Annotated in this window: 12 protein-coding genes; 6 read left to right on the top strand and 6 right to left on the bottom strand. The window is 41.7% G+C overall.

Features of this window, described 5'->3' with window-relative positions; genetic code table 11:
* Positions 1 to 69 precede the first annotated feature (69 nt).
* The gene (metL, locus tag H5187_RS02990) at positions 70 to 2,415 is read right to left on the bottom strand and encodes a bifunctional aspartate kinase/homoserine dehydrogenase II (RefSeq protein ID WP_182717695.1); all 2,346 of its coding nucleotides are present in this window, start codon (positions 2,413 to 2,415) and stop codon (positions 70 to 72) included.
* Positions 2,416 to 2,421: 6 nt separating this feature from the next.
* Positions 2,422 to 3,684, bottom strand: coding sequence for a cystathionine gamma-synthase (gene metB, locus H5187_RS02985; protein WP_182717694.1), 1,263 nt, complete (start codon positions 3,682 to 3,684; stop codon positions 2,422 to 2,424).
* Positions 3,685 to 3,919: 235 nt separating this feature from the next.
* Between metB and metJ the strand changes: the two genes are divergently transcribed.
* Positions 3,920 to 4,240 carry a met regulon transcriptional regulator MetJ gene (metJ, locus tag H5187_RS02980; RefSeq protein ID WP_016709540.1) on the top strand — a complete coding sequence of 107 codons (321 nt, stop codon included), beginning with the start codon at positions 3,920 to 3,922 and terminating at the stop codon, positions 4,238 to 4,240.
* A 109-nt stretch (positions 4,241 to 4,349) separates the two neighbouring features.
* Here the strand turns inward: metJ and H5187_RS02975 are convergent, their stop codons facing one another.
* Both H5187_RS02975 and rpmE read right to left on the bottom strand, forming a co-directional pair.
* Positions 4,350 to 5,591, bottom strand: coding sequence for a malic enzyme-like NAD(P)-binding protein (locus tag H5187_RS02975; protein ID WP_182760696.1), 1,242 nt, complete (start codon positions 5,589 to 5,591; stop codon positions 4,350 to 4,352).
* Between the two features lie 564 nt (positions 5,592 to 6,155).
* Entirely contained in the window at positions 6,156 to 6,368 is a 213-nt protein-coding gene (gene rpmE, locus H5187_RS02970) for a 50S ribosomal protein L31 (RefSeq protein WP_145238505.1), read from the bottom strand.
* Between the two features lie 233 nt (positions 6,369 to 6,601).
* Here rpmE and priA point away from each other — a divergent pair, with 233 nt between their 5' ends.
* From priA to H5187_RS02945, 5 genes are all read left to right on the top strand, one after another.
* Complete coding sequence (gene priA / locus H5187_RS02965; RefSeq protein WP_149982625.1) at positions 6,602 to 8,788, top strand: primosomal protein N'; 2,187 nt, start codon at positions 6,602 to 6,604, stop codon at positions 8,786 to 8,788.
* A 21-nt stretch (positions 8,789 to 8,809) separates the two neighbouring features.
* Positions 8,810 to 9,340 (top strand): SPOR domain-containing protein, encoded by a 531-nt coding sequence (locus H5187_RS02960; RefSeq protein ID WP_182717692.1) that lies wholly within the window; start codon positions 8,810 to 8,812, stop codon positions 9,338 to 9,340.
* Positions 9,341 to 9,420: 80 nt separating this feature from the next.
* A complete protein-coding gene (gene hslV, locus H5187_RS02955) occupies positions 9,421 to 9,939 on the top strand; it encodes an ATP-dependent protease subunit HslV (protein WP_145238496.1) in 519 nt (172 codons plus the stop codon).
* A gap of 11 nt (positions 9,940 to 9,950) precedes the next feature.
* Positions 9,951 to 11,279: an HslU--HslV peptidase ATPase subunit gene (hslU, locus tag H5187_RS02950; RefSeq protein ID WP_182717691.1), complete on the top strand. Its 1,329-nt coding sequence runs from the start codon at positions 9,951 to 9,953 to the stop codon at positions 11,277 to 11,279.
* 68 nt (positions 11,280 to 11,347) lie between these two features.
* A complete protein-coding gene (locus H5187_RS02945) occupies positions 11,348 to 11,722 on the top strand; it encodes a gamma-butyrobetaine hydroxylase-like domain-containing protein (RefSeq protein WP_182717690.1) in 375 nt (124 codons plus the stop codon).
* 280 nt (positions 11,723 to 12,002) lie between these two features.
* Here the strand turns inward: H5187_RS02945 and H5187_RS02940 are convergent, their stop codons facing one another.
* Together H5187_RS02940 and H5187_RS02935 are read right to left on the bottom strand one after the other, a co-directional pair.
* The gene (locus H5187_RS02940; protein WP_149982621.1) at positions 12,003 to 12,263 is read right to left on the bottom strand and encodes a hypothetical protein; all 261 of its coding nucleotides are present in this window, start codon (positions 12,261 to 12,263) and stop codon (positions 12,003 to 12,005) included.
* A gap of 584 nt (positions 12,264 to 12,847) precedes the next feature.
* Positions 12,848 to 14,728, bottom strand: coding sequence for a methyl-accepting chemotaxis protein (locus tag H5187_RS02935; protein WP_182717689.1), 1,881 nt, complete (start codon positions 14,726 to 14,728; stop codon positions 12,848 to 12,850).
* Positions 14,729 to 14,774 lie beyond the last annotated feature (46 nt).

Here is a 14,774-nt window from a genome sequence, read left to right as displayed (position 1 = left end):
GCGATATAAAATCGCTGCTACATAAAAAAAGCGCCAATCGGCGCTTTTTTTATTTTACAAACTCAGAGCTCATTTTAAGTTTTGTATTAACCAATATAAATCAGAATGCACGCCTGCTGCGGTAACTTCTTTGCCTGCACCAGGACCTTGGATCACCAACGCATTATCGCTATACCACTGACTGTTGATAACAAAGATATTATCACCTGGAGTTAAGTTAGCTAAGGCATCACCCTGTGTTGCATAAGCCAAACCGACTTTAGCGGTTACTTTGCCATCAGCAATTGTTAACGCACCGGTATAACGCAGTACTTTGTTTTCTTTGCCAGCTAACTGCGCTTTTTCAGCAATAAAGTCATCAAGCAACTGCTTATTAGCTAAAAAAGACTGCCAATCACCTTGCGCTAGTTGCTCTGGCATCAACGGTGTTAAGCCAATCTCATCAAGCTCTAAGGTGAGCCCTAATTCACGCCCTAAAATTAATAGCTTACGCTGCATATCACGCCCAGATAAATCTTCCCGTGGATCAGGCTCGGTGTAACCCATTTTTTGCGCTTGCAACACTAAATCGGAAAACGCCACACTGCCATCATAACTGCTACACAACCACGATAAAGTGCCTGAGAACACGCCTTCAATATGGGTAATACTGTCGCCACTGTTTTGTAAATCAGCTAACGCAAAATTAATTGGTAAACCCGCACCAACACTGGTGTTATAACGCCATAATAAGTTACGTTCAGCTAAATTACGGCGTAAATTTTGATACCAGTCATTATTTGCAGTGCCCGCATATTTATTAGCACTGATCAGGTGACAATCTAAATTTACAAACGCCGGGTAAAGCTTACTAAACGCTTCACTAGCAGTAATATCAATCAGCACTTTGTGTTCGTAATCGAGTTCGCTGATACGTGTCAGTAAATCAGCTTCTTGGTAATCTATTGCTTCGTTTTGCCACTGTGACTGCCATTGCTCAAGCACGATACCACTTGGGCTGAACAACATAGAGCGCGAGCGTAATAAACCAACCAGCTTAACGCTGAAGTGTTGCTGCAAACGATTAAGCTGCTGACTTAGTTGCTCAATAAATACTTCACCAACATTACCAAGGCCAGCAACAATAATGGCAAGCTCTTGGCCTTTGTTAATCAACTTATCATGCAATAAGGTCAACACATCACTATCAATAGATTGATCCGTTAGTAGTAATATGTAGTCTGCGTCTTGATGGCTAAAGCGCGGCACTAAACTTTGCTCACTAAGCACTTGCGTTGCTTGTTCAAATAATTGCGCTACATCATTTCGTGGCGCCACAACAGCGCAACCATGTAAGTTCGACTCAATAATATTAGCGCGCCCTTGCAAATGACTCACCACCTGATGAGTCGCTGCTGCCGGCACTAGTAAGTAGGTATCGCCGTTTTTAATAAAATGATGCAAGCTGTGTTGAATAAGCTGACTTAATTCGCCAATTTCACCGCCACGCAACTGATCAATGCGCAGTAAATCAATATTTTCTAAGGTAGTGATAAAACGCTTAGCTTTGCTGTAACCTTCTTTGACAATTTCTGTCGCGCTAGCTTCGCTGTCGTAACTACTGCGAACGACTAACTTGATATCAGTATTTTTTAATGGCGAGAGAGTTTTAGCATGTAACACTGGGTTGCCCAAACGCGCCAGTAAGTTTGCTTGGCCACGACATACTTTAGAATACTTAATCGCTTTTTTTACTTTACGAGGGTCGGTACTAAACACCCCTTGGGTATCAGTCCAAATTGATACCTGACTAGCATGACAATAACTGCTTAACAAAGTCGCGCTGTAATCACTGCCATTGCGCCCCAAAGTAACGGTATTTGCTTGGCAATCAGCGGCTATAAAACCAGTAACAATATTAATGCAATTGGCTGAAATTAACTCGGCACAGGCTTGTTGATTTTTTTGATGTAATAATTGCCCATCATTAAGGGTAAACAATTGACGAGCATCAACATCTTGAGCTGCAACATTTAACTGTTTTAAATAGCTAGCCAATAATCGTGCCGACCAAACTTCACCGTGAGCAAGCAATGCGGCTTCCTGTAAGCTTTGCTGTTGAGTTTGCTGTGCAATTAAGGCTAGCTCCTGTTCTAATACGTTTAATGCCGTATGTCGCGCTGCTGGACTCAATAACTGCTCGATCAAAGTACGTTGATGATTATCAAGCTGCAATAATATATCACTCACTGCCTGTTGATCACCTTGCTGGTAACTCTGCCATAGCGTAACTAACGTATTGGTAGTTTTACCGGCTGCGGATACCACCACACAATCACCGGCTTCCGTATGGGCTAGAATAATATTTGCTACGGCCTGATAACGCTCTGCAGAACTAAGGCTAGAACCACCAAATTTATGAACTATATTTACCATTTTTTATTACCACAAAGCCGTATGTGCAGGAGTCAGTTTAAATGAGTTTGATTGCTCATCATCTTGTTGTTGAACAGAGGAAGCAATTACTTTTACGCCGTGCTGAGCTTGACCTGGTTTCACTTTATTGAATACACGATCTAAGTCAGCGATTAAATCTTTTACATCTTCAATGCCCACCGAAATACGGATCAGGGTATCACCTACTCCCGCAGCAAGACGAGCAGTTGCCTCCATACCTGCGTGGGTCATAGTTGCAGGGTGACAAATCAAACTCTCAACCCCACCTAATGACTCAGCTAAGCTAAATTCTTCTAAGCTGGTCAAAAATTCTGCAGCATCATTAATATCACCTTTGATATCAAAGCTTACCATGCCACCAAAACCACGTTGCTGCTGTTTAGCGAGTTCATGCTGTGGATGAGATACTAATCCAGGGTAATATACTTGGCTTACATAAGGGGAGTTTTCTAGATATTGGGCAATAATAAAGGCATTTTCTTGATGCTGACGTAAACGAACATTCAAAGTACGTAAACCACGTAACGTTAAGTAGCTATCAAACGGGGCACCGGTAATGCCAATGTTATTAGCCCACCAAGCAAGCTCATCACCCAACTCTTGGGTAGCGGCGATCACCGCACCACCAACAACATCTGAGTGACCGTTAATATATTTAGTGGTCGAATGCACCACAATATCAACACCAAACTCAATTGGGTTTTGCAAAGCAGGTGATAAAAATGTGTTATCGGCACCAACCAACGCACCGCACTGCTTAGCAATCGTGGTGATCGCTTTAATATCGGTTAACCGTAAGATAGGATTACTCGGTGTTTCAATCCAAATTAGCTTTGGTTTTATCTCAAGAATTTTTTGATGATTTTCAGATTTAGTTAAATCTAAAACCACTAACTTTAATAAGCCACGCTTTTCAAGTGAGGTGAATAAGCGGTAACTACCGCCATAGCAATCATGTGGGATCACTAAGGTATCGTCACTGTTTAGCAGCTGAGTAGCTAAATGCACCGCAGCCATGCCCGTTGCAGTGATAATCCCCTTAGCGCCACCTTCAAGCTTAGCGAGCGTTTCAGCGAGTAAATCACGGTTTGGGTTGCCGCTACGGCCATAATCATATTGGCGCTTTTTATCAAAATCAGCAAATGAGTAGGTGGTCGATAAATGAATGGGAGGCACAACCGCGCCGTGATGTTTATCTGCATCAATACCATTGCGTACTGCAATGGTTGCTTTATTCTTTTGACTCATACCGTCACCTAAAATTAAATGGATGTTTAGACGTCTAAAAGGTTAGAGGATCAAATTTAATAAGTCAAAGCATTTATGCGGTTTTAGCCGCAAGATTAGAAGTAAAAACATTTAAGCTGCTAGATGGCTAAAAAACAAGTATTTGACTATCTTTTTTAACACGATAGAATTTCGCCATCTTTGCGCTGCAAAAGGTCGCGCAAACAATTAACAACCTGAGGCAACGATACATCCTATGGCTAAATGGAATGGTGAATATATTCACCCATACGCAGAACACGGGAAAAAATCAGAACAAGTTAAAAAGATCACCGTTTCGATCCCGCTAAATGTATTAAAAGTTTTGACTGATGAGCGTACTCGTCGTCAAATTAATAATCTTCGCCATGCAACAAATAGCGAATTACTTTGTGAAGCATTTTTACACGCATTTACTGGCCAACCACTGCCAAACGATGAAGATTTACGTAAAGATAATCCAGAGAAAGTGCCTGAAGAAGTGAAAAAAATCATGCTTGAGATGGGTCTCGAAGTACCTGTACTCAACGAAGATTAAGTTATCATTTGTATATATTCCTGCTTCAGGAATTGGCTACAAAAAAACCTCAGTAACGTAAGTTACTGAGGTTTTTATTATTGTGCCATTACCAATTGCAGCTAAGCAGCTACTCCATGTAGTTTTCCGGCATATCAATTTGTGCAACACCAGAATCAATTGCCGCTTGCGCTACTGCTTTGGCAATGCGCGGTAATAAACGCGGATCCATCGGTTTTGGAATAATATACTGCGCACCAAATTCAAGTTTCTCAACACCCGCCGCTTTTAATACTTCCGCTGGTACTGGTTCTTTAGCAATGCTACGAATAGCGTCAACCGCAGCAATTTTCATTTCATCATTAATTTTGCTTGCACGCACATCTAGCGCACCACGGAAAATAAATGGGAAACACAGCACGTTGTTAACTTGGTTTGGATAATCTGAACGACCCGTTGCCATGATTAAATCATCGCGAGCACCATGAGCAAGCACTGGAGAGATTTCTGGATCTGGGTTTGAACAGGCAAATACTACAGGTCGATCAGCCATTAGCTTAAGATCGTCAGGAGAAAGTAAATTCGGGCCAGATACACCAACAAATACATCGGCATCAGCAATAACATCTTGCAGTGTGCGCTTATCTGTATTGTTAGCGAATAACTGTTTGTACTCGTTTAAATCATCACGACGAGTATGAATAACGCCTTTACGATCTAACATGTAAATATGTTCACGCAATGCGCCACACTTGATCAGTAGCTCCATACACGCAACCGCTGCGGCACCGGCTCCTAAACAAACGATAATCGCATCTTCGATTTCTTTGCCTTGTACTTCAAGTGCGTTGATCATACCAGCAGCCGTTACAATCGCGGTACCGTGTTGATCGTCGTGGAACACTGGAATACTACAACGCTCGATCAATGCTTTTTCTATTTCAAAACACTCTGGCGCTTTAATGTCTTCTAAGTTAATACCGCCAAACGTATCAGCGATGTTAGCAACTGTATTGATGAAATCTTCGGTGGTATTGTGTTTCACCTCAATATCTATCGAATCTAGACCCGCAAAGCGTTTAAATAATAACGCTTTACCTTCCATAACCGGTTTTGAAGCCAATGGACCTAAGTTACCTAAACCTAAAATAGCGGTGCCGTTAGTAATAACCGCAACCATATTGCCTTTACCAGTGTATTTGTAGGCATTAGCGGGATCAGCAGCTATTTCACGTACCGGTTCTGCAACACCGGGGCTGTATGCGAGTGCAAGATCCTGTACGGTTTCAGCTGGCTTTGTAAGCTCAACGCTAATTTTTCCTGGAACGGGGTGCGAATGGTAATGTAAAGCTTGTTCACGAAAGTCTGACATAACGCGATTTTATCCTGCAAGTAAGTTAAGTTGAAAGTGAGAGTAAGCAGTTCTTATATCTTATAGGGAACGATACCTATATTATAATTAAATTCAAGCAATATCAGGTCTATCCTGTTATATGCTATATCCGTTCATTTTATGCGTTTTGTCAGCATTTTTTGCAAAAAAGCTTCAATTTTCGGCTATAAAAACGCCACAAAGCATCAAAAAACCCATCTTGAAATGCTCATTATGCAACGCTTTAAAGCAAAAATAATGGCCTATGACTAAAAACCATCAAAGTAAGACGTTAACAACATTTAACCGCAAAAGACCTAACTTTACCGACAAAAACGTTTAATTTATCGCTTTAACGAGAATGACAATATAGTCAACAAATCACTATTTGTCTGTTATTTACTCGCTATACTGGATATAAAAGTGGGAAATAGTCACAACATAATGAATGCGTAAAGCTGGAGCACTAGAGCAAGAAATAAAGACTAAAAGGCGGTGTTTTTAATAAATAGCAGGCATAAAAAAAAGCACCCTAAGGTGCTTTTTCCGACAAAACAACAAGAATTACTTGCTGCTAAGTGAACCGAAACGCTTGTTAAAGCGATCAACACGGCCACCTGTGTCTAAAACTTTTTGCTTACCAGTGTAAAACGGGTGACACGCAGAACATACGTCTAAGTGAATGTCTTTACACAGAGTAGAACGAGTTTCGAATTTATTTCCACATGAACATGATGCTGAAATTACTTCGTACTTAGGGTGAATACCTTCTTTCATAGAAACCTCTAGTTAAGGCCGCATCGCTCTCCAAACCCGGAGTCTGGCACCATACGTCGTTAAAACAAATTATTTAGGACGCGTATTCTAAGCAACAACCCCACTTGCTACAAGCTTTAAATGTCGTTTTTGCTAATAAAATGAACAAAAGTTTTAAAGAAGGTATTTGCAGGTAGGTTTTCAGCCATAATTTTAGTACATTAACTCCCTTATTCGTTCTTGTTTGGGTTGTTATGAGTTTTGTTGAAGTTGCTATAAAAGTACCGTTGCATCGCACCTTTGATTATCGCATTCCAGAGCAACTCGATGGTTTATCAGTGATGCCTAAAGTCGGTGCGCGGGTATGGGTGCCATTTGGTAATCAGCGCAAAGTTGCGGTCGTACTGGCGCTAAAAACCAACACCGATGTGCCGGTTAATAAACTTAAAGCAGTGCTTGAAGTGATTGATGATGAAGCCGTTTTATCAGAGCGACATATCGAATTATTGCGTTTTACTGCGCGCTATTATTGCTACCCACTAGGTGAAACAATTCATATCGCCCTGCCTGGCGCGCTGCGTCAAGGACTGTGCCCAGATAAAAGCAGTATTAGTATGGTGGCACTTACTGAAAAAGGCGCTAAATTACCGTCTTTAAAAGCAAAGAGCCAACTAAGCTTACTCAAACAACTGGCAGATTCGGGTAAATCATCACTTACAGAATTAAAAGCGCTGGGGTTTAGTAAAAAAACTATCGACAGCTTACTTAACAAAGAGCTGATCAGCCAAACGATTGAACACGACAACCAATGGCAACAACAACTTCCCACCGTAGGCACTAAGCCGACTCTAAATAAAGAGCAAGCAGTAGCCTGTACCACCATTAATCAAGCGGTCGGTTTCAATAGCTTTTTACTAGAAGGTGTTACTGGCAGTGGTAAAACCGAGGTTTACTTACAATGCCTTGAAGAGGTTTTAAAACGCGGTGAACAAGCACTCGTACTAGTGCCTGAAATTGGCCTTACGCCACAAACGGTTAATCGATTTCGTCGTCGCTTTCCTGATACGCCGATTATGCTGTGGCATTCAGCACTGACCGATAACGAACGCTTACAAACTTGGCGCTTTTGTGAAAAAGCCAGTTGCGCAATTGTGATTGGTACACGTTCGAGTATCTTTTTACCATTTTTAAAGCTTGGTATGATCATTGTTGATGAAGAACATGACGGTTCATTTAAACAACAAGATACCTTACGTTACCATGCCCGTGATTTAGCCGCATACCGCGCTTTTCAACATAAAATACCGCTGATTTTAGGCTCAGCAACCCCGGCGCTCGAAACCTTGCATAAGGCAATTCATAATAAATACCAACTGCTGAGCCTAACGCAACGTGCGCAAACCAGTACCGACAATAAATTTCAGCTGATTGATATGAAAGGCCAGCCGGATCAAGCTGGTATAGCCCATGCCAGTCTTGCCACTATGCGTCAGCATTTAAAACGAGGCAAACAAGTGATGGTATTTCTAAACCGTCGCGGTTTTTCGCCTACCCTGATTTGCCATGAATGTGGTTGGTTAAGTGAGTGCACACGTTGCAGCACTAGTGCGACTTTTCACAAAGCCATCGGCCAGATGATTTGCCATCACTGCGGTGAGCAAGAACGCGTGCCGCATCAGTGTCCAGACTGTGGTAGTACACAAATATTTCCTAACGGCAAAGGCACCGAACAAATAGAAGAGTTTTTAACAACCGAGTTTCCTGATACCCCGATTAGCCGGATTGATCGCGACTCAACGCGTCGTAAAGGCAGTTTAGAAAAAGCCCTAGACGATATAAACCAAGGCGGTGCAAGGATTTTAGTTGGCACCCAAATGCTTGCCAAAGGTCATCACTTTGCTGATGTGAGCTTAGTATTGATCCTTGATGTCGACGGCGGCTTGTACTCGTGCGACTTTCGCGCCACAGAGCATTTAGCACAATTGGTTACTCAGGTGGCTGGCCGTGCTGGGCGCAGTGGCGAACCAGGTCATGTATTATTGCAAACTCACTTTCCCGAACATCCTTTATTACAAGATTTAGTCAATAATGGTTATCAAGATTTCGCCCGTTTTGCACTGCAAGAGCGCGATGACGCACAGCTACCACCAATAACTAATATGGCGATTGTCCGCGCTGAAGGTCACAACATAAAGCAAGTGGTCGATTTTTTAACAGATTTAGTTCCAGTCCAAGGTCTAACTGGTATACAATTGCTAGGTCCGATCCCTGCACCGCTCGAGCGAATTGCGGGGAAATATCGCTTTCAATTGCATATTCAAGCGCTCGAACGCCCTCTATTACACCAATATCTCGCGCAAATGGTAGACTACTTAAGTACCAGTAAATTAGCGCAAAAGGTGCGATGGAGCTTAGATGTAGATCCAATAGATATGATTTAAGGTTAGAAGCCCAATACCACCATGGCACAACACGATTTTATTAATAAAAAACCGGGCAACCGTAATAGCAAAAAAACAGCGCCACCGAAAAAACCATTCCCCGTATTATTAGTACTGGTTACCGTACTACTTGTTGGCGGTTTTAGTTTTGGTTTATGGTATGTCAAAACCAATGCAGATCCAAAGCTGGTTGAACAACAAGCAAACCCAACACCTGCAAAAGTGCAACAAGAGTTGCCTAAACCACGCCCTCCTGAATTCATAAAAGAAATCAAAGAGCATGAAATTCAAGTTGAAGTAAGAGAGCTTGAACAAAAAGGCCCTTATGTAATGCAATGCGGTTCGTTCAGAACCCATGGCCAAGCAGAAACCTTAAAAGCTAAAATCGCATTTGCCGGATTAATCGCCGAAATTCGTGAAACAACCGGCACTAACGGTGTCTGGTATAAAGTGCGTTTAGGTCCTTATAAAACCAAACGTTTAGCCGAAAGTGATAAAAACAAACTAAAGCGTAACAAAATAACTGGTTGCGGAATTTGGAATTGGACTTGATTTTAGCCCATTAACCCATATTAACTCATCATCAATCGCTTTTAACGAGTCGCCCCTGTGACTCGATGATGAGGAATAACATGACCACTATTGTAAGTGTACGTCGCGGCGATAAAGTCGTCATTGGTGGCGATGGCCAAGTTTCACTTGGTAACACCGTAATGAAGGGCAACGCCCGCAAAGTTCGACGCCTTTATAATGGCAAAGTGATCGCCGGTTTTGCTGGCGGCACTGCTGATGCCTTCACCCTGTTCGAACGTTTTGAAAGCAAGCTTGAAATGCACCAAGGCAATCTAACCAAAGCCGCAGTTGAAATGGCTAAGGATTGGCGTAGCGATCGCGCCTTGCGCAAACTCGAAGCATTGCTTGCTGTTGCCGACTCCACAGCCTCACTGATAATTACTGGTAACGGTGATGTTGTGCAGCCTGAAAATGATTTAATTGCCATTGGTAGTGGTGGTAACTTTGCCCAATCAGCTGCAACTGCCCTACTTGAAAACACCGATTTAAGCGCCCGCGAAATTGTTGAAAAAAGCCTGACAATTGCCGGCAACATTTGTGTATTCACAAATAACTTTCAAACCATCGAAGAATTGTAATAGGAACTGCTATGTCTGATATGACTCCCAGAGAAATCGTTCATGAACTTGACCTGCATATAATTGGTCAAGCAAAAGCAAAAAAAGCAGTGGCTATTGCCCTTCGTAATCGCTGGCGCCGCATGCAATTAGATGAAGATCTTCGCGCTGAAGTAACGCCGAAGAATATCCTAATGATCGGTCCAACCGGTGTTGGTAAAACTGAAATTGCCCGTCGTTTAGCAAAACTTGCCAACGCGCCTTTCATTAAAGTCGAAGCGACTAAGTTCACTGAAGTGGGCTATGTTGGTAAAGAAGTTGAAACCATCATTCGCGACTTGGTTGATGTATCAATCAAAATGACCCGTGAACAACAAACTAAAAAATTCAAACATCGCGCAGAAGAAGCTGCCGAAGAACGTATTTTAGATGCACTACTGACTCCAGCTAAAGATTCGTCTGGTGAAAGCCAACGCGATGAAGGCTCTTCAACGCGTCAGATCTTCCGTAAAAAATTACGCGAAGGTCAATTAGACGATAAAGAAATTGATATTGATTTAGCCCAAGCACAACCAAATGTTGAGATCATGGCACCACCTGGTATGGAAGAAATGACCAACCAGCTGCAGGGCATGTTCCAAAATATGGCGGGTGACAAGCGCACTAAACGCAAACTTAAAATTAAAGAAGCGTTTAAATTATTGGTTGAAGAAGAAGCCTCTAAATTAGTAAACCCTGAAGAGCTAAAAGAGCAAGCAATCTTCGCAGCCGAACAAAACGGTATTGTGTTTATCGACGAGATAGACAAAATCTGTAAGCGCGGAGAATCATCAGGTCCAGATGTAAGCCGTGAAGGCGTACAGCGTGACTTACTGCCACTGATTGAGGGCTCAACCGTGAGCACTAAGCATGGCATGGTGAAAACTGACCATATGTTGTTTATTGCCTCTGGCGCATTCCAAATGGCAAAACCATCTGACATGATCCCAGAGCTACAAGGTCGCTTACCTATTCGTGTAGAGCTTGAAGCATTAACCGCTGACGACTTTAAACGTATTTTAACCGAACCACATGCCTCACTGACCGAGCAACAACATGCACTACTTAAAACAGAGCAAGTAAGTGTAGAGTTTAGCGATGACGCCATCGAGCGCATTGCCAAAGCGGCATGGCAAGTTAATGAAAAAACCGAAAACATTGGTGCACGTCGCCTACATACGGTAATGGAAAAACTGATGGAAGAAATTTCCTATGATGCATCAGAGCAAGCTGGCACCAGTTTAGTCATTGATGCCGCCTATGTTGAGAAGCATTTAGGTGCACTGGTGGAAGATGAAGACCTAAGTCGCTTTATTCTTTAATTTTAAAACTAGAACTTAGGGCCCAGGCTCTAAGTTCTTGGTTCTAGGCTCAATACACAGGCATAACAATGAAGCAAGTGATCAAGGTACATCATCATACCGTTAGCAAAACCCTTGATGTCTATTTTGACGATGACACCCACTGTACTTTTAGTAGTGAGTTTTTACGTGTTCATTCACCGTCTGCCGAAGTACAAGGCCATGGTAACGAACAAATGAAATTGGTACTCGGTAAATCGCAGGTTAGCATCAAAAGCATCGAGCCAGTCGGCCACTACGCACTGCGTTTAGACTTTGACGATGGCCACAACAGCGGTTTATTTAGCTGGGCATATTTCAGCCATCTACAAGCCCAACATGACGATTTATGGCAAACCTACCAACAACGCCTCGCAGAACATCAAGCCAATAAAGACAGTGTACCGATCAAGTTTGTACCTTAGCGAGTTTGCGAGTTAAAAGGTTCAAGGTGAAAGTTAGCGCAGCTCGGCGTTAAAGTTAACTATGTCATTCTGGTTGAGTGTAGCGAAGCGTAACGAGAAGGTGCTAGGTAACTAGGTTTTTAATAAGTCCTAAAATAGTATGATTACCGTAAGCTACTTGCAGCTGCATCGACAGACGATGTAAACAAATTTGTTTATTGATTTTAAGTTTGGCCGTTACCGAATTTAAACCGTCAAAGGTAATACTATTGCCTATTGACTGAGTTAAGGCTCATATATGTTAGGGTTGCTTTCTGACTTTAAACTTATGATAAATAAAACCAATAACAAATGATATTACTAAGCATGCCGCAATTAGTTTTACACCTAACATTTCAAGAGGAGACTGACCTTTTGGAAAATAATCAAAATATGAAACACCACTGTTAAAGCATTCACCAAAATTTGGCTCAATAATATCAACAAAACCTGAACAAAATAATGCAGAACCACCATAAGATAATATAAATAATATCAGTAAAATCCAGCTTAAAAGTTTCATTGATACTCTCGTAATCCTAACGAGCCTGTAGAATAACTCGTTTTTAATTTATTGTTATTGATGGTTTAACCATAGCGGAGTTGCTATTTTGATTCAATCGCTTAGTAATATTCATGTTAGATTATCAGTTATTTAAGCATGCCAATACTAAGCGCTAAGTTTCCTTCATTTACTGCTCATTCCCTTCTCTGTGTGCAAAAAAATTTAGTGAATTATTCACAAAGAGGTCAAGAGACGCTGCGTTTTAGAGGTAGGGCCTAAAGGCTGAGGTTGGCGTAGGTCGTGCTTTAGCAGTCAATTCCAATAGTTAATTGATTTTCGCCATAAATGACGACCTACAATGGAGCTAGGCGTATACCCGCAGCTCGTTGCTCAAAACCCGAAGCTTTTCACTCCCTTCTCTTTGTGCAAAAGATCTTTAATTGAAATATTTACAAAGAGGCTCAGAGGCGCGGCGCTTATTTAATTATCCAAACAAAAAAGCCATAACTTTCAAACAACTCAGGGCTGCTTAAAACTTATGGCTTAGCGCTTAAAGCTCAGCTAATTCCTAGAACCTAAATCCTAGAACCTAGCTTCTGTTTTTAAACCTTAAACTTATCTATCGCGGCGTAAAGCACTCTTGCTTGCTCTGATACCTCTTCGCTAGTTTGTGCATTTTTTGATGAATGAGCTGAGGCATCTTCGGCGATATCACGAATACGCACGACGTTTTTATTCACCTCAGAAGCAACTTGGCTTTGCTCGTCAATTGCGGTGGCAATATGCGTGCTCATTTCCATAATAGTTTGCACATCTTCGGTAATAGAGTTCAGTAGTTCACCCGCTTTTGTTGCTTGTGCTGCGCTTTCGCCGCCTTGTGTTCGGCATCGTTGCATTATGCTTACGACTTCTTGAGTACGCCCTTGTAAAATCGAGATAATGCTCTCAATCTCTTTGGTTGACTCTTGAGTACGCTGTGCAAGTGAACGCACTTCATCAGCAACAACAGCAAAGCCACGGCCTTGCTCTCCGGCGCGCGCAGCTTCGATTGCGGCATTGAGTGCTAGTAAATTAGTTTGTTCAGCAATACCACGAATAACATCCAATACTGAGCCAATGGTTTCACCGTCTTTTTCAAGCTGTGATACTACGGTAGTGGCATTACCCAGTGAATCAGATAATTGATTGATCTGCTTAACCGTTGCTTCAACTTCCTTGCGTCCCTGTTGAGCACTTTGATTGGTTGATTCTGCTTTTTTGGCTGCAGCCTCGGTATTATGAGAAATGTCTTGAATGGTAGCTTGCATTTCAGTTGCGGCGGTTGCAACCATATCAGCTTCATGCAACTGCTCTTGCATGCCCGAGCTGGTTGCAGCAGTAGTCTCCGATAAATGATCGGTAGCGATATTTAAAGTTGTTAAAGCTGTATTCACTTCGTAGATCAGTTCTTTAAAATCATTTATGAGACTATTAAAATCGATCGTCATGGTAGTAACTTCGTCTTTACCACTGTGTTCTATAACAAGTCGTAAATCATTGTTGCGACGAATTTCATTGATGGTGTGATACACCCGTTCAATCGGCACGATAATCGAGCGACTTGTAAAGTACACCAAAATCATCACCAGTAAGCTGGCAACAATAAAAATTGCGATAGCAATCATTTGTGCTTGTGCAGCAGTAGACTCAACTTGTTGTTTCGTTGCAGTCGTAATTAAAGTGACTAAATCATCACTTTGTTTAACGCTGTCTCTCATTTTACCAAGTGCACCTGAACCTAAATCCAGACCTAATGCAACTTGCGCATCAACTAACGACTTAAACTTACTTTTATAAATTGCAAGTAAACGTAACAGCTCAGACTGGTCACTTGAAGCCAAGTTTTCGTTGCGAATTTGACGTTCTAGCTGCGATACGCCGTCTTCAAAACGAGTTAAATATTTTAGGTCAAAACGCAGCATAAAATCTTTTTCAGAGCGTCTAAGCTGCAACATCAAAGTGAGTAAATGATAGTTATCTTGCTTATTTAACAGCGTTTCCATTTGATGTACAGCATCTCGTAGTTCGCCATAAAGCGCATCTTTAGGGTGCAAACCAATTTTCTTTTGTAATTTTACAACTTTTTGAAAGTCGTCATTATACTGCTTAGCAAGTGCTACAAATTGCTCGACTTGCGCAGTGGCAATATCAAGCTCGGCTGATAACTGAGCCAACATTTTTATTTTAACCTGTAGCTGCTCATATTCTTGATCGAATAACTCTAAGCTGCCTTCTTGCTTATAAAACAAAAAGTCTTTTTCGTACTTACGCATTGACAGTTCGTGTATATCAAGCTCTTCAGCATACTGAATCGTTTCATTTAGTTTCAGCATAATGCGTGCCTCATAGATAATGACGCACAACATAACGACCATAGCGAGACCAACAACTAATGCATTGACTTGTAAACGACGTTTAATAGTCAAATTTTGGAGTAAACTCATTAACAACAGCCTATAAAATAAATCACTGCAAGATAGTATAGTTAAA

The sequence above is a fragment of the Pseudoalteromonas sp. SG44-1 genome (assembly GCF_014164315.1).
Taxonomy (GTDB): domain Bacteria; phylum Pseudomonadota; class Gammaproteobacteria; order Enterobacterales; family Alteromonadaceae; genus Pseudoalteromonas; species Pseudoalteromonas rhizosphaerae.
Note: the sequence above shows the minus strand (reverse complement) of the source record. Positions and strands in the feature narration are given on the sequence as shown.

Excerpts from the sequence above, each read along its gene's own strand:
- metL (WP_182717695.1), bottom strand. The coding sequence starts at position 2,415 with ATGGTAAATATAGTTCATAAATTTGGTGGTTCTAGCCTTAGTTCTGCA.
- metB (WP_182717694.1), bottom strand. The coding sequence starts at position 3,684 with ATGAGTCAAAAGAATAAAGCAACCATTGCAGTACGCAATGGTATTGAT.
- metJ (WP_016709540.1), top strand. The coding sequence starts at position 3,920 with ATGGCTAAATGGAATGGTGAATATATTCACCCATACGCAGAACACGGG.
- H5187_RS02975 (WP_182760696.1), bottom strand. The coding sequence starts at position 5,591 with ATGTCAGACTTTCGTGAACAAGCTTTACATTACCATTCGCACCCCGTT.
- rpmE (WP_145238505.1), bottom strand. The coding sequence starts at position 6,368 with ATGAAAGAAGGTATTCACCCTAAGTACGAAGTAATTTCAGCATCATGT.
- priA (WP_149982625.1), top strand. The coding sequence starts at position 6,602 with ATGAGTTTTGTTGAAGTTGCTATAAAAGTACCGTTGCATCGCACCTTT.
- H5187_RS02960 (WP_182717692.1), top strand. The coding sequence starts at position 8,810 with ATGGCACAACACGATTTTATTAATAAAAAACCGGGCAACCGTAATAGC.
- hslV (WP_145238496.1), top strand. The coding sequence starts at position 9,421 with ATGACCACTATTGTAAGTGTACGTCGCGGCGATAAAGTCGTCATTGGT.
- hslU (WP_182717691.1), top strand. The coding sequence starts at position 9,951 with ATGTCTGATATGACTCCCAGAGAAATCGTTCATGAACTTGACCTGCAT.
- H5187_RS02945 (WP_182717690.1), top strand. The coding sequence starts at position 11,348 with ATGAAGCAAGTGATCAAGGTACATCATCATACCGTTAGCAAAACCCTT.
- H5187_RS02940 (WP_149982621.1), bottom strand. The coding sequence starts at position 12,263 with ATGAAACTTTTAAGCTGGATTTTACTGATATTATTTATATTATCTTAT.
- H5187_RS02935 (WP_182717689.1), bottom strand. The coding sequence starts at position 14,728 with ATGAGTTTACTCCAAAATTTGACTATTAAACGTCGTTTACAAGTCAAT.